Genomic DNA, 19718 nt, shown 5'->3' with positions numbered 1-19718 from the left:
TCAGGTCTCCTGCGAGGGTTCGACGGCCACGCAGATCAGCTTGATGCCGCGGGCTTGAATGCTTGAACGCGCCTCGGCGGTGAGGCGTTCGTCCGTTATGAGAGTGTGGATGTCGCCCCAGGGCAACTCCAGATTGGGTATGCGTCGACCGATCTTGTCGGATTCGGCGAGCACGATAACTTCACGGGCCACTTCAGCCATGACCCGCGACAGGCCCAGCAATTCATTGAAGGTGGTGGTGCCGCGCTGCAGGTCGATACCGTCGGCACCGATGAATAATTGATCGAAATCGTAGGAGCGCAGCACCTGTTCCGCTACTTGCCCCTGGAACGACTCGGAGTGCGGATCCCAGGTTCCGCCGGTCATCAGCAAGGTCGGTTCGTGTTCCAGCTCACGTAAGGCGTTGGCGACACTCAGAGAATTGGTCATTACCAGCAGTCCATGCTTATGACCCAGCTCAGGGATCATCGCGGCGGTGGTGGTGCCGCTGTCGATGATGATGCGCGCGTGCTCACGAATGCAGTCAACGGCTGCGCGGGCGATGGCCTGCTTCCAGGGCGAAACCGGTTGCGCACTGTCGCCGATAAGTTCTTGGGGCAAGGGCACCGCGCCACCGTAGCGGCGCAGCAGAAGGCCGTTCTTTTCCAGTGCAGCGAGGTCCTTGCGGATGGTGACCTCGGACGTCTCGAAACGCCTAGACAGCTCATCGACGCCCACTTCGCCCTGCTCGTTGAGCAAGGCGAGTATGGCGTGGCGTCGCTGTGGCGTGTTGCGTTTCGACATAATTAAGTTTCGGTTCGAAAGAAATTTCGCGAATCAAAACTTAATCCGTCGGCTCCGTCAACTCCCGCTTGGCATCAGACGCGGAAATAGCCCATCAGGCTCTGTTGATGATTTGCCAACTGGTTGAGCGCCTGACTGACCCGTGCCGATTCGTCGGCCTGCCCGGAAAGCGATTCGGTGACGTCACGAATGCCTGCCACGTTGCGATTGATTTCTTCCGCGACAGCGCTCTGCTCCTCAGCCGCGCTAGCGATCTGCAGGTTCATGTCGGAAATCACCGCCACCGCGTCGCCAATCTTGCGCAGCGCCGCAACCGCATTACCTACCTGATCGACGCTGCCCTGTGCCTGACTGCGACTGTCCTGCATTGCCGTCACTACGTCGCGAGTGCCGTTCTGCAGACGTTCGATGACCTGGCGAATCTCTTCGATGGATTCCTGGGTACGCCGAGCCAGGCTGCGCACCTCGTCGGCCACCACGGCGAAGCCGCGTCCGGCCTCGCCTGCTCGTGCCGCCTCGATAGCGGCATTGAGCGCCAGCAGGTTGGTCTGTTCGGCGATCGCGCGAATCACCTCCAGGACCGAGCCGATCTGCTCGCTGCTGGCAGCCAGACTTTCGACCTGAGTCATGGCCTTGTTGAGTTCGTCGGCGAGGCTACCGATGCTGCGGGTGGTGTGGTCGATCACACTCAGGCCTTCATGGGTGGCCTGATCCGCGCCGCGTGCCGCCTCAGCCGCTTGTGCCGCGTTGCGCGCGACGTCCTGAGCAGTGGCGCTCATCTCCTGGGACGCGGTGGCCACCTGATCGACTTCGCGGAACTGTTGCTGCATGCCGGCGCTGGTCTGTGTCGCAATGGCTGCGGACTGGTCAGCGCTGCTGCGGGCATCCTGCACCGAGCGCTTCACATCGGCGATGGTTGGCTGCAGCTTATCGAGGAAGCGATTGAACCAACCGGCCAGCGCGCCAAGTTCATCTTCGCGGTTGTATTCCAACCGGCGTGTAAGATCGCCTTCGCCACTGGCGATGTCCTTGAGCATCGCCGCGACCCCTTCGATGGGTCGGGTAACGCCACGGGCGGTCAGCCACATCAGTGCCAGGCCCAACAACACGGCACCAAGGCCAATGGCCAAGGCGATTATGCTGTCCTGACGGCTTTGTGCATGCAGCGTCTGTTCAAGCTGCAGCGCCGGGCCGAGCAGCACCGGCTTCGGCACTTCCAGCAGGATCGCCCAAGGCTTGAGTTCGGGTATCGGCTGCACAGGCTGCAGCACCCGAAGCATCTCGCCGTTTTCGAGCAGTGCTTTCTGACCGGTATCGACAGCGCGGCCGATCGCTTCGCTATCGGCATTGAAGGCGGTACTTAGCGGCTTGCCGAGCAGACCGGCATCGCGGCTGTGGCCGGCCAATAGCTTGGCCGGACTGATCACACTCAAGTGACCCTCTCCCTGATACAGCTCCTGATGTGCCTGTTCGCTATGCTGCTGCAGCGAGGCCAGACTAATATCGACGCCCACCACGCCGATCACCTTGCCGTCTTTGATCATGGGAAAGGCAACGCTGGTCATCAGCAACGGCTGGCCTTCCACCTCGTCGAAATAAGGATCGAGAAGACAGACTCGGGCGCTGTCGCGCGGGCAGCTGTACCAGGCGTTGTAGGGAGCGCCACTGATGCTTGGGGAGGTATCGGCAAGCATTGACTCGCTTATAGTCTCCGCCATGAGCTGGCCAGGTGAGCGCTGCGACCAGTACAGCGAGAAGCGCCCGCTGTCATTTCCACCCATCTCTTCGTTGCCGATGAACATGCCATCCTTATCGTCCAGCGCGTCGGTCTCGAACACCACGTACAGGCCGATCAGGTCGGGATTGGCTTGCAGTGCATTCTTGATCTGCCGATGCAGATCCTCACGGACCTCGAAGGCGTTGGACATGCGCTCGATGGACTGTGCACGCAGCGACAGCACTTGGCGGACGAAGCCCTGACCGTATTGATAGGCATCGTTGAATTGGCGCTCGATGCGCAGGGCTTGCGCCAGGCCCCGCGCCTGCAGATTGCTGCGCGCCGACTCCTCGAGCATGGCGCTACTCGAGGCGCTGACCAGAGCCACCGCCTGACGCGATTGATAGAGCGAAGCGCCGACCAGCAGGCCAACAATGAGTAATAGGCAGAGGCCAGCCAGTAAAGTGAGCTTCCACTGGATGGACAGGCGGGTAAGGGAGGGCATAATCGCTTCCTTTGTCGTTATGCCCTGATAGATCGGCCGGATGTACGATCTCTTGAATGCCCACCGGGAAAAATGTCGCAGTGCCCCAAGCGCGCGAGGCCTCAGCGCCGACAGGGTTACTTGTGAGACTTCTGCGGACGCTGCCAGCCCTGAATCGACACCTGCCGAGCCCGCCCGAGCGCCAGAGTGGCGGCCGGCACATCCGACGTGATCACCGAACCAGCGCCTGTGGTGGCACCGTCGCCCAGTGTCAGCGGGGCAACCAACGAGCTGTTGGAGCCGATGAAGACATCCTCACCCATGACCGTGCGGGACTTGTTGGCACCGTCGTAGTTGCAGGTGATGGTTCCGGCACCAATGTTGGTCCGCGCACCGATCTCGGCATCACCGAGATAGGCCAGATGGCCAGCCTTCGCACCTTCACCCAGGCGCGAATTCTTGACTTCGACGAAGTTGCCGACGTGCGCATTGGCGCCCAGCACCGCACCGGGACGTAGACGTGCGAACGGCCCGCAATCGGCGCCTTCGCCCAGTTCGGCACCTTCGAGATGACTGTTGGCCTTGACCACCGAGCCGCGGCGCAGCGTGCTGTCACGAATCACACAGTTCGGTCCAATCTCGACACCATCCTCGATTACCACCTGGCCTTCGAGAATTACGTTCACGTCGATCAGCACATCGCGGCCGACCGACACATCGCCGCGCAGATCGAAACGTGCGGGATCGCGCAGGGTCACCCCCTGCGCCATCAGGCGGCGCGCTGCGCGCTGCTGATAATGGCGCTCGAGTTCGGCCAGTTGAATGCGGTCATTGGCGCCCTGCACTTCCATCGCATCCTGTGGTTGTTCTGTAGCGACCACCAAATTATCGGCAACGGCCATGGCGATCACATCGGTCAGATAGTATTCGCCCTGCGCGTTGCTGTTGGATAGCCGCCCCAACCAATCGCCAAGCCGCTCCCCCGGCACCGCCAGAATGCCGGTATTGCCTTCCGCGATCAGCTTCTGTTCGGGCGAAGCGTCCTTGTGTTCGACGATCGCCTGGACCACGCCCTGCCCATCGCGGACGATTCGACCATAGCCGGTCGGATCGGCAAGATTCACGGTGAGTAATGCGAGCTGCTGTGGGCCGACGTTTTCCAGCAAACGCTCCAGCGTCTGCGCCTCGATAAGCGGTACGTCACCATAGAGGATCAGCACACGCTCAGCGGAAATGGCCGGCATTGCTTGGGCAACCGCATGACCGGTGCCGAGCTGTTCGGCTTGCACGACGAAATTCAGGTCATCCGCGGCCAGGCGCTCACGAACCTGCTCAGCGCCATGGCCAATCACCACATGAATGGCCTGTGGTTTCAATGCACGGGCAGTATCGATGACATGGCCAAGCATGGACTGGCCGGCGACCGGATGAAGAACCTTGGGCAGAGCCGAACGCATGCGGGTGCCCTGGCCAGCGGCGAGAATGACGATATCGAGAGACATGGTAAGTCCTGACATTCTTGGACCGATGCGTGGCCGATGAGGGCAACGAGCTTTCCAAGCCTGAAAATAAAAAAAGGGTAGCCAAGGCTACCCTCTTAATCAGTTGCGATGAAGAAGCTGATGGCTTAACCGCCGAACTTCTTACGCATCTGCTGAATCGTCCGCAATTGCGCTGCTGCTTCGGCCAGACGTGCCGCCGCAGACCCGTAATCGAACTCCGAGCCTTTCTGGTTCAGGGCTTTTTCGGCAGCCTTGACCGCTTCCAGGGCAGACGCTTCATCGATGTCGCTGGCACGCTGCACAGTATCGGCAAGTACCTTGACCATGTTCGGTTGAACTTCCAGGTACCCACCAGAGATGTAAAACACCTCAGTTTCGCCACCTTGCTTGGTCAGACGAATCGGACCCGGCTTCAGATCGGTGATCAACGGCGCGTGGCCCGGTGCAATACCGATGTCACCGAGGTTGCCATGGGCAATCACCATCTCGACCAGACCTGAAAAGATCTCGCCTTCTGCGCTGACGATATCGCAATGGACTGTCATAGCCATATCTAGCCTCACGTATCAAACAGCGAGATTGGTAATGCCAGTCTCGCTGCCTGGTGAGCGCCCGTCCCCGGGCGCACGGATTACAGTTTCTTGGCTTTCTCGATGGCTTCTTCGATACCACCAACCATGTAGAACGCTTGTTCCGGCAGGTGATCGTAGTCGCCGTTAAGGATGCCCTTAAAACCTGCAATGGTATCTTTCAGCGAAACGTACTTCCCTGGAGAGCCAGTGAAAACTTCTGCCACGAAGAACGGCTGTGACAGGAAACGCTGAATTTTACGCGCGCGGGATACAAGCTGCTTGTCGGTTTCCGACAACTCGTCCATACCCAGAATGGCGATGATGTCCTTCAGCTCCTTGTAACGCTGCAGAACATACTGAACGCCACGAGCAGTCTCGTAGTGTTCGTTGCCGATCACGTTCGGGTCGAGCTGACGCGAAGTCGAATCGAGCGGATCGACGGCCGGGTAAATACCCAGCGAGGCGATGTCACGCGACAGTACAACGGTGGCATCCAAGTGGGCGAAGGTGGTCGCCGGGCTCGGGTCGGTCAAGTCATCCGCAGGCACATATACGGCCTGAATCGAGGTGATGGAACCGCTCTTGGTCGAGGTGATGCGCTCTTGCAGAACGCCCATTTCTTCGGCCAGGGTCGGCTGATAGCCCACCGCCGACGGCATACGGCCGAGCAGTGCGGACACTTCGGTACCGGCCAGGGTGTAACGGTAGATGTTGTCGACGAACAGCAGAACGTCGTTACCTTCGTCACGGAACTTCTCGGCCATGGTCAGGCCAGTCAGCGCTACACGCAGACGGTTGCCTGGCGGCTCGTTCATCTGACCGTAGACCAGGGCTACCTTGTCGAGAACGTTGGAATCCTTCATCTCGTGGTAAAAGTCGTTACCCTCACGAGTACGCTCGCCCACACCGGCGAATACGGAATAACCGCTGTGCTCGATGGCGATGTTACGGATCAGTTCCATCATGTTCACGGTCTTGCCGACACCGGCGCCGCCGAACAGACCGACCTTGCCGCCTTTAGCGAACGGGCAGATCAGGTCGATGACCTTGATACCGGTTTCCAGCAGATCATTGCCGCCCGCCTGTTCAGCGAAGGATGGTGCTGGGCGGTGAATGCCCCAGCGCTCTTCTTCGCCGATCGGACCGGCTTCGTCGATCGGGTTGCCGAGGACGTCCATGATGCGGCCCAGGGTCGCCTTACCGACCGGAACCGAAATCGCGGCACCGGTGTTGTTGACGTCCAGGCCGCGCTTCAGGCCCTCGGTGGAGCCCATCGCAATGGTACGAACCACGCCATCGCCCAGTTGCTGCTGAACTTCCAGAGTGGTTTCGGCGCCTTGCACTTTCAGCGCGTCATAAATGCTCGGGACCTGGTCGCGTGGGAATTCCACGTCGATCACGGCGCCGATGATTTGAACGATACGTCCGCTACTCATAGCTGGTTCCTCTGAATATTTGAACCGTTAAACCGCGGCAGCGCCGCCGACGATTTCCGAGATCTCTTGTGTGATCGCGGCCTGACGCGCCTTGTTGTAGATCAGTTGCAAATCGCTGATCAAATCACCGGCGTTGTCAGTTGCGTTCTTCATCGCGATCATCCGCGCGGCCTGTTCGGCTGCGCCGTTCTCGACCACCGCCTGGTACACCTGCGACTCCACGTAGCGCACCATCAGGCCGTCGAGCAGCTCCTTGGCATCGGGTTCGTACAGATAGTCCCAGTGATGCTTGAGTTCTTGATCCGGATCGGCCACCAGCGGAACCAACTGTTCCACTTTTGGCTGTTGCGTCATGGTATTGATGAACTTGTTCGAAACCACCGACAGACGATCGATCCGACCGTCCAAATAGGCGTCCAGCATGACCTTCACGCTGCCGATCAGATCATTGATCGATGGTTCCTCGCCCAAGTGGCTAATTGCCGCGACGACGTTACCACCGAAGTTGCGGAAGAATGCCGCACCTTTGCTGCCGATCACGCAGAGATCAATCTCCACGCCGTTCTCACGGTTCATCGCCATGTCTTTGACCAGCGCCTTGAACAAGTTTGTGTTCAAGCCACCGCACAGACCACGGTCGGAACTCACCACTACATAGCCGGCGCGCTTGACGGTGCGCTCCTGCATAAAGGGGTGACGATATTCCGGATTAGCGTTGGCCAGATGGCCAATGACCTGCCGGATACGCTCCGCGTAGGGACGGCTGGCAGCCATGCGCATTTGAGCCTTGCGCATCTTGCTGACGGCCACCTTTTCCATGGCGCTGGTGATCTTTTGCGTGCTTTTGATGCTCGCAATCTTGCTGCGAATCTCTTTTGCGCCTGCCATTTCACACCTATCGGGTTAAGCAGGCGGAGGCCTTATGGCCTCCGCTGCGGCTTACCAGGTTTGGGTGGCCTTGAACTTCTCGAGGCCGGCTTTGAGGCCCGCATCGATTTCGTCGTTGAAGTCACCCTTCACGTTAATCTTCGCCATCAAATCGGCGTGATCACGGTTGAAGTAGGCGATCAGGGCCTGCTCGAAGCTACCGACCTTGTTTATTTCGACGTCGGTCAGGAAACCACGCTCAGCGGCATACAGCGACAGTGACATGTCGGCAATCGACATCGGCGCGTACTGCTTCTGCTTCATCAGCTCTGTAACGCGCTGACCATGCTCGAGCTGCTTGCGGGTCGCCTCGTCCAGATCGGAAGCGAACTGGGCGAAAGCCGCCAGCTCACGGTATTGCGCCAATGCAGTACGAATACCACCGGACAGCTTCTTGATGATCTTGGTCTGAGCAGCACCGCCCACACGGGAAACCGATACGCCGGCGTTGACGGCCGGACGGATACCCGAATTGAACATCGCTGATTCCAGGAAGATCTGACCGTCAGTGATGGAAATCACGTTGGTCGGAACGAACGCGGAAACGTCGCCCGCCTGGGTTTCGATGATCGGCAGAGCAGTCAGAGAGCCGGTTTTGCCAGTCACAGTGCCGTTGGTGAACTTCTCGACGTACTCTTCAGAAACGCGTGATGCACGCTCCAGCAGACGGCTGTGGAGATAGAACACGTCGCCTGGGTATGCCTCGCGTCCTGGCGGACGGCGCAGCAGCAGGGAAATCTGGCGATAAGCAACTGCTTGCTTGGACAGATCGTCATAGACGATCAGGGCGTCTTCGCCGCGGTCACGGAAGTATTCGCCCATGGTGCAGCCAGCGTATGGTGCAATAAACTGCAACGCGGCGGATTCTGAAGCACTCGCAGCAACGATGATGGTGTTAGCCAGAGCGCCGTTCTGCTCAAGCTTGCGTACCACGTTGGCAATGGTCGACTGCTTTTGGCCGATGGCAACATATACGCAGAAAATACCGCTGTTTTTCTGGTTGATGATCGCATCAATCGCCAAAGCGGTCTTACCGATCTGACGGTCGCCAATGATCAACTCACGCTGGCCGCGGCCAACGGGAATCATGGCGTCAACTGCCTTGTAACCGGTCTGGACCGGCTGATCGACTGACTTACGCCAGATCACGCCCGGCGCAACCTTTTCGACCGCATCGGTAGCGACATTGTTCAGCGGGCCTTTACCGTCGACCGGATTACCCAGAGCGTCGACCACGCGGCCGAGCAGCTCAGGGCCCACCGGTACTTCAAGGATGCGACCAGTGCACTTGGCGCTCATGCCTTCGGCAAGCGTCTGGTAAGCGCCCAGAACCACGGCACCGACAGAGTCGCGTTCCAGGTTCATGGCCATACCGTAGACGCCATCTGGGAATTCGATCATCTCGCCATACATAACGTCGGCCAGACCATGAATCCGCACAATACCGTCCGATACGCTGACGACAGTGCCTTCGTTACGGGCTTGAGAGGCGATATCGAGTTTCTCGATGCGCCCCTTGATGATTTCACTTATTTCGGAAGGATTGAGTTGCTGCATTGCTCTGCTGCCCCTTCAAACTCAAGATTTCAATGCTTCGGCCAGTTTCGCGATCTTGCCGCGGACTGAGCCATCGATAACCAGGTCGCCGGCGCGGATCAATACCCCCCCCAAAAGGGAGGCGTCTTCCGCGGCATGCAGGCGCACTTCCCGGCCGAGCCGTGCACTGAGAACCTTGGCGAGTTTGTCTTGCTGTTCGTTGCTCAACGCGAAGGCGCTGGTCACATCCACATCTACCGTTTTTTCCTGCTCGGCCTTGTACAGCTCGAACAATTCGGAGACCTCCGGCAACAACGGCAAACGGTCGTTAGCGGACAATACGTGAATGAAATTGCGTGCCTGAGCGTCAAACTTTTCACCACACACCTCAACGAAGGTGGTGGCCTTGTCGTTTCTCGTCATACGCGGGGCCTTGAGCACGCGCTGCATGGTGTCGTCTTGCGACACCGCTGCAGCCAGACCGAGCATGGCTGACCATTGGGCCAGTTGCTGATGGACCTGTGCGTACTCGAAGGCAGCCTTGGCGTAAGGTCGGGCCAGCGTGGTCAGTTCTGCCATGATCGCGCCCCTCGCTTAAATTTCGGCTGCCAATTTGGAAACCAGCTCCGCATGCGCGTTCTGATCGATGGAAGCGCCCAGGATTTTCTCGGCGCCACTGACGGCCAGACTGCCCAGTTGGGCACGCAAAGCGTCCTTGACTCCGTTCAATTCCTGCTCGATCTCGGCCTGAGCCTGGATCTTAAGCCGCTCACCCTCGACACGGGCCTGATCGCGAGCTTCGTCAACGATCTGGTTAGCGCGCTTTTTGGCTTGCTCGATGATTTCAGCTGCCTGCGTCTTGGCTTCGCGCAGTTGCTGGCTCGCTTTATCCTGAGCCAACTCCAGATCACGAGCACCGCGACTGGCAGCGTCCAGGCCATCAGCGATCTTCTTCTGGCGTTCCCGCAGAGCTGCTATGACCGGAGGCCACACGAACTTCATGCAGAACAGCACAAAAATGAAGAACGCAACGGACTGGCCAATCAGGGTTGCATTAATGTTCACGCCAACACCTCGCTCGTTCGTTGTCCGTCAAACCTACCCATTCGGAAAATCGAATGGATCAGCCTGCCAATTGACCAACGAAGGGGTTCGCGAAAGTGAAGAACAGCGCAATACCGACACCGATCATGGTTACCGCATCGAGCAAGCCGGCGACGATGAACATCTTCACCTGCAGCATCGGTACCATCTCCGGCTGACGCGCTGCGCCTTCCAGAAACTTTCCGCCCAGCAGGCCGAAGCCGATTGCAGTACCCAGGGCACCCAGGCCGATCAGCAGAGCTACAGCGATAGCAGTCAGTCCAACTACAGTTTCCATTTTTCCTCCGACTTAATGTCGTATTGGTTAAGGGTTTAGGTATAGCGAATCGAATCAGTGATCGTTTTCTTCATGAGCCATCGACAGGTAGACGATTGTGAGCATCATAAAGATGAAAGCCTGCAGCACGATGATCAGGATGTGGAACACAGCCCACGCCCACTGCAGAACAATACCCAGTCCACCCAGTATCACCCCATTAGCGAACATGATGGCGATCAGGATGAAGATCAGTTCGCCAGCATAAAGGTTGCCGAACAGACGCAGCGCCAGCGAAACAGGCTTGGCAATCAGGGTAACGAATTCGAGAAGAAAGTTGATCGGGATGAGCAGGACCTGCACGGCCATATTCTTACTGCTGAAAGGATGCAGCGTAAGCTCGCCGAAAAACCCACCCAAACCTTTGACCTTGACGCTATAAAACAGCAGAAGCGCAAACACGGAAAGTGCAAGGCCAAGCGTAGCGTTAGGATCGGTGGTCGGGACCACGCGGAAGAATAGATGCTCATTGCCGGCGATGCTGGCAGCCAACATAGGCAACCAATCTACCGGGATGAGATCCATGAAGTTCATTAAGAATACCCAGACGAAAATGGTCAGGGCCAAGGGTGCGATTAGCGCGTTGCGGCCGTGGAACGTGTCCTTCACGCTACCGTCAACGAATTCCACCATCATTTCGACGAAGTTTTGCGCGCCGCCCGGCTGACCGGACGTGGCCTTTCTAGCAACTGCCCAGAACAGCAGGATAAATACCAGACCGAGCACCACGGAAACTCCAAGAGTATCAACATGGAATGCCCAGAATCCCATTTCCTTGGCTTGTTCAGCAGAATGGGCGAATCCCCATTCCCCGGTGGGTAACCGGCCGTAGGTTAGATTCGACAGGTGGTGCTGTATGTATCCCGAAGCGTTCTCTGCTGCCATGATTGCCTCAATGAATCAATTTGAAATTCTTTTCTTAATCAGCAGAGGAGCAAACCAACCGACCCCTTGAGTCAGTATGAACACACCGAACAATGAAAGCGGGTTCAGCGGTTTCACCCCTGCGAATGCCAGCGCGAACAGCACTGACGTAAAGATCAGTTTCCCCGCTTCGCCGGCGTAGAATGACCGAACGATAGCTTGAGCACCTCGAGCGCCGCTAAAGCGAAAAGCCTTATGAGCGAAATAAATGTTTGGAAGCAAAGCTATCAAACCGCCAAGCAACCCAGAGTAACCTGCTACGTGATCGATCCATTGCCACAACACAACCGCTGCGGCGAGCAACAACGCCAACTGTGTCAACAGAACCGGAAAGACCGCTATCCGATGGAGCGGTAGGCGTTTTCGCTCGTAGTCGACCAATTATTTCCCTTGGCTTCGCCGGCACGCCATTCAATCGTCATGCCATGTGTCTTTAAAATGCGCGCAGATTATATGTGGCGTTAGAGCCAGGTACAACCGTTTGGTAGTGATTACCAAGCGGTACTACAACCTCATACGTTTGTAATTGTTTCAGCGTATATGGGCGAGAACGCCCTGCAGTTCATCCAGCGAATTGTAGCGGATCACCAACTGACCCTTGCCTTTCTCGCCATGCTTGATTTGCACCGGCGAACCCAGCCGCTCGGCCAGCCGCTGCTCTAGACGAACAATGTCAGGATCGTTCTTCGGCTCGGTTTTAGAGCCTTCTTTACCACTCAGCCACTGCCGTACCAGAGCCTCCGTCTGGCGAACGGTCAGCCCTCGTGCGACAACATGCCGCGCGCCTTCAACCTGCTGTTCGACAGGCAAGCCCAGTAAGGCCCGCGCGTGTCCCATTTCCAGATCGCCGTGGGAAAGCAGGGTTTTGATTTCTTCCGGCAAGGCAATCAGACGCAGCAGATTGCTAACGGTCACACGGGACTTGCCCACGGCGTCTGCAACCTGTTGCTGGGTCAGTTGGAATTCCTGCTGCAACCGTTGCAGTGCCACGGCTTCCTCGATTGGATTGAGATCCTCGCGCTGGATATTCTCGATCAGCGCCATGGCAATGGCAGTCTCATCGGAGACTTCGCGCACCATCGCTGGAATCTTCTCCAGGCCAGCTTGCTGGCTGGCGCGCCAGCGGCGCTCGCCAGCAATGATTTCGTAGCGTCCCGAACCTATCGAGCGGACCACAATTGGCTGCATCACACCCTGGGTGCGGATCGATTGCGCCAGCTCTTCGAGGGTCACTGGGTCAATGTCACGCCGCGGTTGATATTTGCCCCGTTGAATCAGATCGAGGGGCAACTGTTGCAGTTCGCGCTCATCGACCTGAACGGCTTCTTCCTGCATTGCCGTTACGTTGGCGCCGCCGAGCAGGGCATCCAGTCCGCGTCCTAGGCCTCGTTTTTTGGTCGCCATGAAAATTCCTTATGCGGTTACGCTGCGGGCGGCTCGCCGCTGGCGACGCGACAGCTCGCCCGCCAGTGCCAGATAGGCCAAGGCACCCTTGGATTGCTTGTCATAGACCAACACCGGCATGCCGTGACTGGGCGCTTCTGCCAGCCGCACATTGCGCGGGATAACGGTGTCGTAAAGTTTTTCGCCGAAATGCGCCTTCAGCTGTTCGGTGACATCGTTGGTCAGGCTGCTTCGCGGATCGTACATGGTGCGCAACAGGCCCTCGATCTTCAGCGACGGGTTCAACGCCTGTGCGATGCGCTGGATTGAATTGACCAAGTCGGTCAGCCCTTCGAGCGCGTAATATTCGCACTGCATCGGAATGATTACGCCATCAGCCGCAGTCAACGCGTTGATGGTCAGCATCGACAGCGAAGGTGGGCAATCTATAAGAATGTAATCGTAGTTTTCCCGTACAGGGGCGAGCGCCTCACGCAAGCGGTTTTCCTTGGCCGGCAGATTCAGAAGCGCAACTTCTGCGGCGGTCAGGTCACGGTTGGCCGGAAGCAGTTGATAGCCACCGTGTTCGGAAAACTGCATGGCGTCGACTAGGTTGCACTCACCGATCAGAACGTCATAGATCGAATATTCAAGGCTCAACTTATCCACACCACTTCCGGTCGTGGCATTGCCCTGTGGATCGAGATCGATGAGCAGCACACGACGACGCGTCGCAACGAGCGAGGCGGCGAGGTTTATGCAGGTGGTGGTCTTGGCGACACCGCCTTTCTGGTTGGCGATGGCAAATACTTTAGCCATGGTCAGTGTCTGTCCGGAGTCATGAAGTGCGGCGCAGTATCAACAGATGGCGTTGCCCTTGGCAACCAGGAACCTTGAGAACTAGGCAGTGCTCCAGCTGGAAGTCTTCAGGCAGAGCCTGCAGCTCATCGTCCGGCTGCACACCTTTCATGGCAAGCCAGCGAGTCTCCATATCACCCAGATGACGCGTCCAGTTGGCAAAGTCGTCTAGCGAACTGAAAGCCCTAGAGGTTATGTCAGTGTATGGCTGCTCGGGTTTGAACTGCTCGACGCGGCTGTGGACAACCTCGACGTTGGCGAGTTTCAGCTCCAGCTTCACTTGGGTGAGAAAGCGGGTCTTCTTGCCATTCGAGTCGAGCAGGGTAAAGCTCCGCTTTGGGAACAGGATGGCCAGAGGTATGCCGGGCATACCTCCACCGCTTCCCACATCGAGCCAGCGTGAACCGCCCTGCTCCGCATGCGGCACGACGCTGAGGCTATCAAGCAGATGACGAGAAACCATTTCCGCTGGATCACGCACCGCAGTCAGGTTGTAGGCCTTGTTCCATTTGTTCAGCAGAGCGAGATAGGCGAGAAGCTGCTGTTGCTGAGTCTCGCTCAACTCGATGCCCAGTTGGGTCGCGCCCTGTTCCAGCTCTGCCGCGTAGCTGACGTCTCCGGGCTCCATCAGGCGGTTTGCTCCAGCTTCTGCCCGGCACTGCGCTTTTTCAGGTGGATCATCAACAGTGATACGGCAGCAGGAGTCACGCCTGGAATTCGCGAGGCCTGGCCAAGCGTCTCAGGGCGAGCGAGCGAGAGCTTGTGCTGGATTTCCTTGGAAAGCCCCGAAATCTTTGAATAATCCAGCTCTGCCGGTAGTACGACATTTTCACTGGCACGAAGGCGAGCGATCTCGTCTTGCTGGCGATCGATATAGCCAGCGTACTTGGTCTTGATCTCTACCTGCTCTGCGACCTGCGAATCCTCGACGCCTGTACCGGTGAGCTGAACCAGATTGCGATAGTCGATCTCCGGGCGGGCAAGGAGATTGAGCAGGTTGTACTCATGGGTCAGCGGCGTCCCGAAGCGTTCGGCGATGGCGTCTCCCTCGGGTGTTCCGGGCCGCACCCAAGTGCTTTTCAGCCGCTGTTCCTCTTGAACGATGCGCTCGCGCTTACGCTCGAAAGCCGCCCAGCGAACATCATCCACCAGCCCCAGCTCACGGCCCTTCTCGGTCAACCGCAGGTCCGCATTGTCCTCACGGAGAATCAACCGATACTCGGCGCGCGAGGTGAACATGCGGTACGGCTCCTGGGTGCCCAGGGTAATCAGATCGTCGACCAGAACGCCGAGGTAGGCCTCATCCCGGCGCGGACACCAGCTGTCGCGGCCCTGCGCGCGCAACGCGGCATTGGTTCCGGCGAGCAGCCCCTGTGCGCCCGCTTCTTCGTAACCGGTGGTGCCATTGATCTGACCCGCAAAGAACAGTCCAGCAATGACCTTGGTTTCCAGGCTGTACTTCAAATCACGCGGATCGAAATAATCGTATTCGATGGCGTAGCCTGGTCGAACGATGTGCGCCTGCTCCATGCCGCGGATGCTCTGCACGATCTGCAACTGGACATCGAATGGAAGCGAGGTGGAAATTCCGTTTGGATAGAGTTCATGAGTCGTCAGGCCCTCGGGTTCGATGAATACCTGATGGCTGTCCTTGTCGGCGAAACGATGAATCTTGTCTTCGATTGACGGGCAGTAACGCGGGCCTACGCCTTCGATGACGCCGGAGTACATCGGCGAGCGATCGAGGTTGGCGGCAATGATCTCATGGGTCCGTGCATTGGTATGGGTGATCCAGCAACTGACCTGTCGCGGGTGTTGTGCACCGTCGCCAAGGAACGACATCGGCGGTATAGGCGTGTCACCAGGCTGCTCTGTCATCACCGAGAAATCGACGCTTCGCCCGTCGATACGTGGCGGCGTCCCGGTCTTCAGCCGGCCGACACGCAGCGGCAACTCACGCAAACGCTTCGCCAGGGCAGTTGAAGGCGGGTCGCCGGCGCGACCTCCGGAATAGTTCTGCAGACCTATGTGGATAAGTCCGCCGAGAAAGGTACCGGTGGTGAGCACCACTGACTCCGCGAAGAAACGTAGTCCCATCTGGGTGACCACGCCTTTTACCCGGTCTGCTTCTACGATCAAATCGTCCGCTGCCTGCTGGAATATCCACAGGTTGGTCTGGTTTTCCAACGTCTCGCGAATGGCTGCCTTGTACAGAACGCGGTCTGCCTGGGCTCGAGTCGCGCGGACTGCGGGGCCTTTGCGGCTGTTGAGCACACGGAACTGAATGCCACTCAGGTCGGTGGCGCTAGCCATGGCGCCGCCGAGTGCATCGATTTCCTTGACCAGATGGCTCTTGCCTATGCCGCCGATGGCCGGATTGCAACTCATCTGCCCAAGCGTCTCGACATTATGCGTGAGCAGCAAGGTCTTCACGCCGATTCGGGCTGCTGCCAGGGCAGCCTCGGTACCGGCATGGCCACCGCCGATAACGATGACATCAAAACGAGAAGGGAAATCCACCACGCACCTCGTGCCTGTTCAGATGAGTTCTGAGAAACGCGCAAGTATAGGGATTCGCGGCGTGTGAAAGAAGGCCTTTGCACAAAAAATGACCAGCTGCGCGTAGGCAGTTGAAGCCTTGGAAATAGATAAAAAGAAAAGAATTATTTAAAGCCTATTTTTATGTTTATAACTAGGACGCAGATATCTGTGGATAGATGGCTACAGCGGCCTGTCTGCAAGGGCTGGATCATAAGCGAAGGCTGTGTTGATTCTGGGCGCTGGCAGTGTGATACCCGTTCAAAACCTGTGCATGAAATCGCCACTTATACACAGAGCTGTTTAACCACCTTGTTGTGAACGGGTTATGGACCGAGCTTGGGCTTGGTTTTCCACAGGGTTATCGCGTGCAGTATTTTGCAGTAGCCACCGCCGCACCGGGAGTAGGCGCCATGCTTGCTTGACAGACAGCGCGCTCAAAACCTGGACAAGCGCTGCTCGATGATCGAGTCGGCACAGACGTCCCGCTTTGGCCGGAAACTGGCGACAGCTAAGCGTGACGCTATTTACCGATGCAGAAGCTGGAAAAGATACGCCCGAGTAGATCATCGGAGCTGAATGCGCCGGTGATTTCTCCGAGCGCGTGCTGGGCCTGTCGCAGATCTTCGGCAAGAAGCTCGCCCGCTCCTGCCAGGGTAAGTTGCATATGGCCATGCTCAAGGTGCTCTGCAGCCTGTCGCAAGGCATCCAGATGCCTGCGACGCGCGCTAAAGCCGCTTTCCGCAGTCTGGTCGTAGCCCATGCAGGCCTTCAGATGTTCGCGGAGCAGCTGCAGCCCGTCGCCCGATCGAGCGGAGAGACTCAACGTGCTGTGGCCGTCAATATCGACCGAAAGGGCTGCACTTTCGCCGGTGATGTCGGCCTTGTTGCGGATCAACGTCGTCTTGTTGGGATCCGGTTTGACGACAAGGAAATCTGGCCAACCGAACTCTTCGGCGTCGGATGATGACGCGCTGGCGTCCACCACCAGCAATATTCGGTCGGCATCGTCGATGGCCTTGATAGCACGCTCGACACCGATCCGTTCAACCTGATCGTCGGTGTCGCGAAGGCCGGCGGTATCGATAACGTGCAAGGGCATGCCATCGATATGGATGTGTTCGCGCAGCACGTCGCGCGTGGTACCGGCGATATCGGTAACGATTGCCGCGTCGCGGCCCGCCAGTGCATTCAGCAAGCTCGACTTGCCGGCATTTGGCCGACCGGCAATCACCACGTTCATCCCTTCGCGAAGCAAAGCGCCCTGGCCGGCTTCATGGATGACCTTGGACAACTCTTCTCTGACTGCCTCCAGCAACGCCAGCACGCGGCCGTCGGCGAGAAAGTCGATTTCCTCTTCGGGAAAGTCGATTGCCGCCTCGACATAGATCCTCAGCTGAATCATTTTTTCGGTGAGCTGGTGTACCCGGCGTGAGAACTCGCCCTGCAATGAACGTACGGCGTTGCGGGCGGCCTGAGCGGAGCTCGCCTCGATCAGGTCGGCGATCGCTTCCGCCTGGGCCAGATCCAGTTTGTCGTTGAGAAATGCCCGCTCGCTGAACTCACCTGGCCGAGCAAGGCGAGCACCCAGTTCCACGCAGCGACGCAGCAGCATGTCCATGACGACCGGCCCGCCGTGGCCTTGCAGTTCCAGTACATCTTCGCCAGTAAAGGAATGTGGACCAGGAAAGAACAGCATCAGCCCTTCATCAATTACCTCGCCGTCGTCGGCGTGGAACGGGCCGTAATGCGCATGGCGGGCAACAGGTTCCCGACCGCTAAGGGTGATGGCCACTGCTTTCGCTCGCGGCCCGGAAATACGCACAACGCCGATGCCGCCTCGTCCCGGGGCAGTGGCGACTGCAGCGATGGTTTCGCGATCTTGACTCATGCGTCTCTCCCAGGCAGGACGAAAAATGCAAAACGCCCCAATCAAGGGGCGTTCTGTTCACGTCGAAAGATCAGGCGGTGGCAGCATTCTGCCTTTCGATCTTGCGGGTAATGTACCACTGCTGCGCAATCGACAAGCAGTTGTTGACTACCCAATACAGCACCAGGCCTGCAGGGAACCAGAGGAAGAAGAAGGTAAAGATGATTGGTAGCAACTTCATCACCTTGGCCTGCATCGGGTCCGGCGGTGTCGGATTCAGCTGCTGCTGAACGAACATGGTCAGGCCCATGATGATCGGAAGGATGAAGAACGGATCTTTGATCGACAGGTCGGTGATCCAGAACATCCATGGTGCTTGGCGCATTTCGACGCTTTCCAGCAACACCCAGTAAAGCGCGAGGAATACCGGCATCTGTACCAGGATTGGCAGGCAGCCACCCAGTGGATTGATCTTCTCCTTCTTGTACAGCTCCATCATCGCTTGGGACATTTTCTGGCGGTCATCGCCAAATTGCTCCTTCAGCGCCTGCATTTTCGGCGACACGGCGCGCATGCGGGCCATAGATTTGTAACTGGCAGCCGAAAGCGGGAAAAATGCAAGTTTGATGATTACCGTCAGCGCAATGATCGACCAGCCCCAGTTGCCCAGCAGTGCGTGGATGTTCTGCAACAGCCAGAAGATCGGCTGCGCGATGAACCAGAGAATGCCGTAGTCGACGGTCAAACGCAGACCGGGGGACAGTTCCTCCAGCTGATCCTGGCTCTTGGGGCCGGCATACAGCGTCGCAGCTGCTTCACCCTGGCTTCCGGGAGCGACCGAGATCGCGGGGCCGGTGAAGCCGATGATGTAGTTGCCCTGGCTGTCCTTGCGGGTCTGTACCTGGTTGGTCTGGTCGGCAGACGGAATCCAAGCAGTCACGAAGTAGTGCTGCAACCAGGCGATCCACCCGCCTTCTACAGTTATCTTCAGGTTCTTGTCGTCCATGTCGCCCATGGACACCTTGGTGTACGGCTCGTCCTGGGTCCAGAGTGCAGCACCCAGGTAGGTTGCCGTTCCGGTCGCGGTGCTGGAAGACGGATCACCACTGTCGTCACGCTTCAGCTGACCGAACATATGACCGGTCCAGGGTTCGCCACTCTGATTGTCGATCAGATAACGCACGCCAAGATCGTAGTTGCCACGATCGAATGTAAAACGCTTTGTGTAGTTGACACCGTCTTCGCTGTATTTCAGATCGACCACCAACTGGTCTTGACCTTCGGCCAGTTGGTACTGCCGTTGCTCGCTACTGTACAGCGGACGTCCACTGGCCTTGTCCGGACCGTCACCAATCAAGCCGCTCTGAGCCTCATAGGTTCGCTCGCCACTGCGCTCGAAAAGCTGGAAAGGAACGTCCGGACGATCTTGGCGACGCGGAAACTGTGGCAGCCGCAGATCGACGATGTCACCACCGTGTGGATCGATCGCCACGTCCAGAACGTCGGTACGCACATGGATCAGCTGCGAGTTGCTCTGGGCTTCGGGGAGCGCATTCGCTTGCTGCTCGCCGCCTAGGGCAGGGATGTCTGCCTGTGTACCGTCGGCACTGGTGGCAGGTATCGGCGTATCGGGAAGCTGAGCTGAAGGCTGTTCCTGGCGTGTTTCAGCAGGCATGGCGGCTTGGCCATAGTCCTGGTTCCACTGAAGAACCATCAGGTAGGCAACGACTGCCAATGCGACAAGCAGGATCGAGCGTTTGATATCCAT

General features: G+C 58.0%; 18 protein-coding genes. All 18 read right to left on the bottom strand.

Translation table 11 applies throughout. The features are described from left to right. The 18 genes from D7241_RS11485 to yidC all read right to left on the bottom strand — a co-directional run bounded on the left by D7241_RS11485 (window position 1) and on the right by yidC (window position 19718). Window positions 1-786, bottom strand: a complete 786-nt coding sequence (locus tag D7241_RS11485) for a DeoR/GlpR family DNA-binding transcription regulator (protein WP_408102323.1) — start codon at window positions 784-786, stop codon at window positions 1-3. A gap of 71 nt (window positions 787-857) precedes the next feature. After that, entirely contained in the window at window positions 858-3005 is a 2148-nt protein-coding gene (locus D7241_RS11480) for a methyl-accepting chemotaxis protein (protein WP_408101632.1), read from the bottom strand. A gap of 116 nt (window positions 3006-3121) precedes the next feature. Continuing rightward, on the bottom strand, window positions 3122-4486 hold the full coding sequence (glmU, locus tag D7241_RS11475) for a bifunctional UDP-N-acetylglucosamine diphosphorylase/glucosamine-1-phosphate N-acetyltransferase GlmU (protein WP_408101631.1): 1365 nt from the start codon (window positions 4484-4486) through the stop codon (window positions 3122-3124). 125 nt (window positions 4487-4611) lie between these two features. Continuing rightward, window positions 4612-5037, bottom strand: a complete 426-nt coding sequence (locus tag D7241_RS11470; RefSeq protein WP_255982951.1) for a F0F1 ATP synthase subunit epsilon — start codon at window positions 5035-5037, stop codon at window positions 4612-4614. Between the two features lie 80 nt (window positions 5038-5117). Continuing rightward, window positions 5118-6494, bottom strand: coding sequence for a F0F1 ATP synthase subunit beta (gene atpD / locus D7241_RS11465; protein WP_255982953.1), 1377 nt, complete (start codon window positions 6492-6494; stop codon window positions 5118-5120). A gap of 27 nt (window positions 6495-6521) precedes the next feature. After that, window positions 6522-7382 carry a F0F1 ATP synthase subunit gamma gene (gene atpG, locus D7241_RS11460; protein ID WP_255982955.1) on the bottom strand — a complete coding sequence of 287 codons (861 nt, stop codon included), beginning with the start codon at window positions 7380-7382 and terminating at the stop codon, window positions 6522-6524. A gap of 51 nt (window positions 7383-7433) precedes the next feature. Continuing rightward, complete coding sequence (gene atpA / locus D7241_RS11455; RefSeq protein WP_408101630.1) at window positions 7434-8978, bottom strand: F0F1 ATP synthase subunit alpha; 1545 nt, start codon at window positions 8976-8978, stop codon at window positions 7434-7436. 21 nt (window positions 8979-8999) lie between these two features. Next, on the bottom strand, window positions 9000-9536 hold the full coding sequence (locus D7241_RS11450) for a F0F1 ATP synthase subunit delta (RefSeq protein ID WP_408101629.1): 537 nt from the start codon (window positions 9534-9536) through the stop codon (window positions 9000-9002). Between the two features lie 15 nt (window positions 9537-9551). Next, entirely contained in the window at window positions 9552-10022 is a 471-nt protein-coding gene (locus D7241_RS11445) for a F0F1 ATP synthase subunit B (protein ID WP_255982961.1), read from the bottom strand. Between the two features lie 58 nt (window positions 10023-10080). After that, complete coding sequence (atpE, locus tag D7241_RS11440; protein WP_002555987.1) at window positions 10081-10338, bottom strand: F0F1 ATP synthase subunit C; 258 nt, start codon at window positions 10336-10338, stop codon at window positions 10081-10083. A 54-nt stretch (window positions 10339-10392) separates the two neighbouring features. Beyond that, a complete protein-coding gene (gene atpB, locus D7241_RS11435) occupies window positions 10393-11262 on the bottom strand; it encodes a F0F1 ATP synthase subunit A (protein WP_408101628.1) in 870 nt (289 codons plus the stop codon). A gap of 15 nt (window positions 11263-11277) precedes the next feature. Next, window positions 11278-11682, bottom strand: coding sequence for a F0F1 ATP synthase subunit I (locus D7241_RS11430; RefSeq protein ID WP_408101627.1), 405 nt, complete (start codon window positions 11680-11682; stop codon window positions 11278-11280). A gap of 150 nt (window positions 11683-11832) precedes the next feature. Beyond that, on the bottom strand, window positions 11833-12705 hold the full coding sequence (locus tag D7241_RS11425; RefSeq protein ID WP_255982968.1) for a ParB/RepB/Spo0J family partition protein: 873 nt from the start codon (window positions 12703-12705) through the stop codon (window positions 11833-11835). A 9-nt stretch (window positions 12706-12714) separates the two neighbouring features. Further along, complete coding sequence (locus D7241_RS11420) at window positions 12715-13503, bottom strand: ParA family protein (RefSeq protein ID WP_255982970.1); 789 nt, start codon at window positions 13501-13503, stop codon at window positions 12715-12717. Between the two features lie 19 nt (window positions 13504-13522). Next, window positions 13523-14170: a 16S rRNA (guanine(527)-N(7))-methyltransferase RsmG gene (gene rsmG / locus D7241_RS11415; RefSeq protein ID WP_408101626.1), complete on the bottom strand. Its 648-nt coding sequence runs from the start codon at window positions 14168-14170 to the stop codon at window positions 13523-13525. Continuing rightward, window positions 14170-16062, bottom strand: coding sequence for a tRNA uridine-5-carboxymethylaminomethyl(34) synthesis enzyme MnmG (gene mnmG, locus D7241_RS11410; RefSeq protein WP_408101625.1), 1893 nt, complete (start codon window positions 16060-16062; stop codon window positions 14170-14172). Before mnmG ends, rsmG begins: the two co-directional genes overlap by 1 nt. 541 nt (window positions 16063-16603) lie before the next feature. Then, window positions 16604-17971 carry a tRNA uridine-5-carboxymethylaminomethyl(34) synthesis GTPase MnmE gene (gene mnmE / locus D7241_RS11405; protein ID WP_408101624.1) on the bottom strand — a complete coding sequence of 456 codons (1368 nt, stop codon included), beginning with the start codon at window positions 17969-17971 and terminating at the stop codon, window positions 16604-16606. Between the two features lie 70 nt (window positions 17972-18041). Next, complete coding sequence (yidC, locus tag D7241_RS11400) at window positions 18042-19718, bottom strand: membrane protein insertase YidC (RefSeq protein WP_408101623.1); 1677 nt, start codon at window positions 19716-19718, stop codon at window positions 18042-18044.

This window comes from Stutzerimonas sp. VN223-3, from assembly GCF_045999685.1.
GTDB classification, from domain to species: domain Bacteria; phylum Pseudomonadota; class Gammaproteobacteria; order Pseudomonadales; family Pseudomonadaceae; genus Stutzerimonas; species Stutzerimonas stutzeri_AR.
This window is presented reverse-complemented; position numbering and strand designations above follow the sequence as displayed.

What these genes read in the sequence shown, in the direction of transcription:
- D7241_RS11420 (WP_255982970.1), bottom strand. Translation starts at nt 13,503, where the DNA reads ATGGCTAAAGTATTTGCCATCGCCAACCAGAAAGGCGGTGTCGCCAAG.
- atpA (WP_408101630.1), bottom strand. Translation starts at nt 8,978, where the DNA reads ATGCAGCAACTCAATCCTTCCGAAATAAGTGAAATCATCAAGGGGCGC.
- atpG (WP_255982955.1), bottom strand. Translation starts at nt 7,382, where the DNA reads ATGGCAGGCGCAAAAGAGATTCGCAGCAAGATTGCGAGCATCAAAAGC.
- D7241_RS11425 (WP_255982968.1), bottom strand. Translation starts at nt 12,705, where the DNA reads ATGGCGACCAAAAAACGAGGCCTAGGACGCGGACTGGATGCCCTGCTC.
- yidC (WP_408101623.1), bottom strand. Translation starts at nt 19,718, where the DNA reads ATGGATATCAAACGCTCGATCCTGCTTGTCGCATTGGCAGTCGTTGCC.
- atpE (WP_002555987.1), bottom strand. Translation starts at nt 10,338, where the DNA reads ATGGAAACTGTAGTTGGACTGACTGCTATCGCTGTAGCTCTGCTGATC.
- D7241_RS11470 (WP_255982951.1), bottom strand. Translation starts at nt 5,037, where the DNA reads ATGGCTATGACAGTCCATTGCGATATCGTCAGCGCAGAAGGCGAGATC.
- mnmE (WP_408101624.1), bottom strand. Translation starts at nt 17,971, where the DNA reads ATGAGTCAAGATCGCGAAACCATCGCTGCAGTCGCCACTGCCCCGGGA.
- D7241_RS11450 (WP_408101629.1), bottom strand. Translation starts at nt 9,536, where the DNA reads ATGGCAGAACTGACCACGCTGGCCCGACCTTACGCCAAGGCTGCCTTC.
- D7241_RS11480 (WP_408101632.1), bottom strand. Translation starts at nt 3,005, where the DNA reads ATGCCCTCCCTTACCCGCCTGTCCATCCAGTGGAAGCTCACTTTACTG.
- glmU (WP_408101631.1), bottom strand. Translation starts at nt 4,486, where the DNA reads ATGTCTCTCGATATCGTCATTCTCGCCGCTGGCCAGGGCACCCGCATG.
- atpD (WP_255982953.1), bottom strand. Translation starts at nt 6,494, where the DNA reads ATGAGTAGCGGACGTATCGTTCAAATCATCGGCGCCGTGATCGACGTG.
- atpB (WP_408101628.1), bottom strand. Translation starts at nt 11,262, where the DNA reads ATGGCAGCAGAGAACGCTTCGGGATACATACAGCACCACCTGTCGAAT.
- rsmG (WP_408101626.1), bottom strand. Translation starts at nt 14,170, where the DNA reads ATGGAGCCCGGAGACGTCAGCTACGCGGCAGAGCTGGAACAGGGCGCG.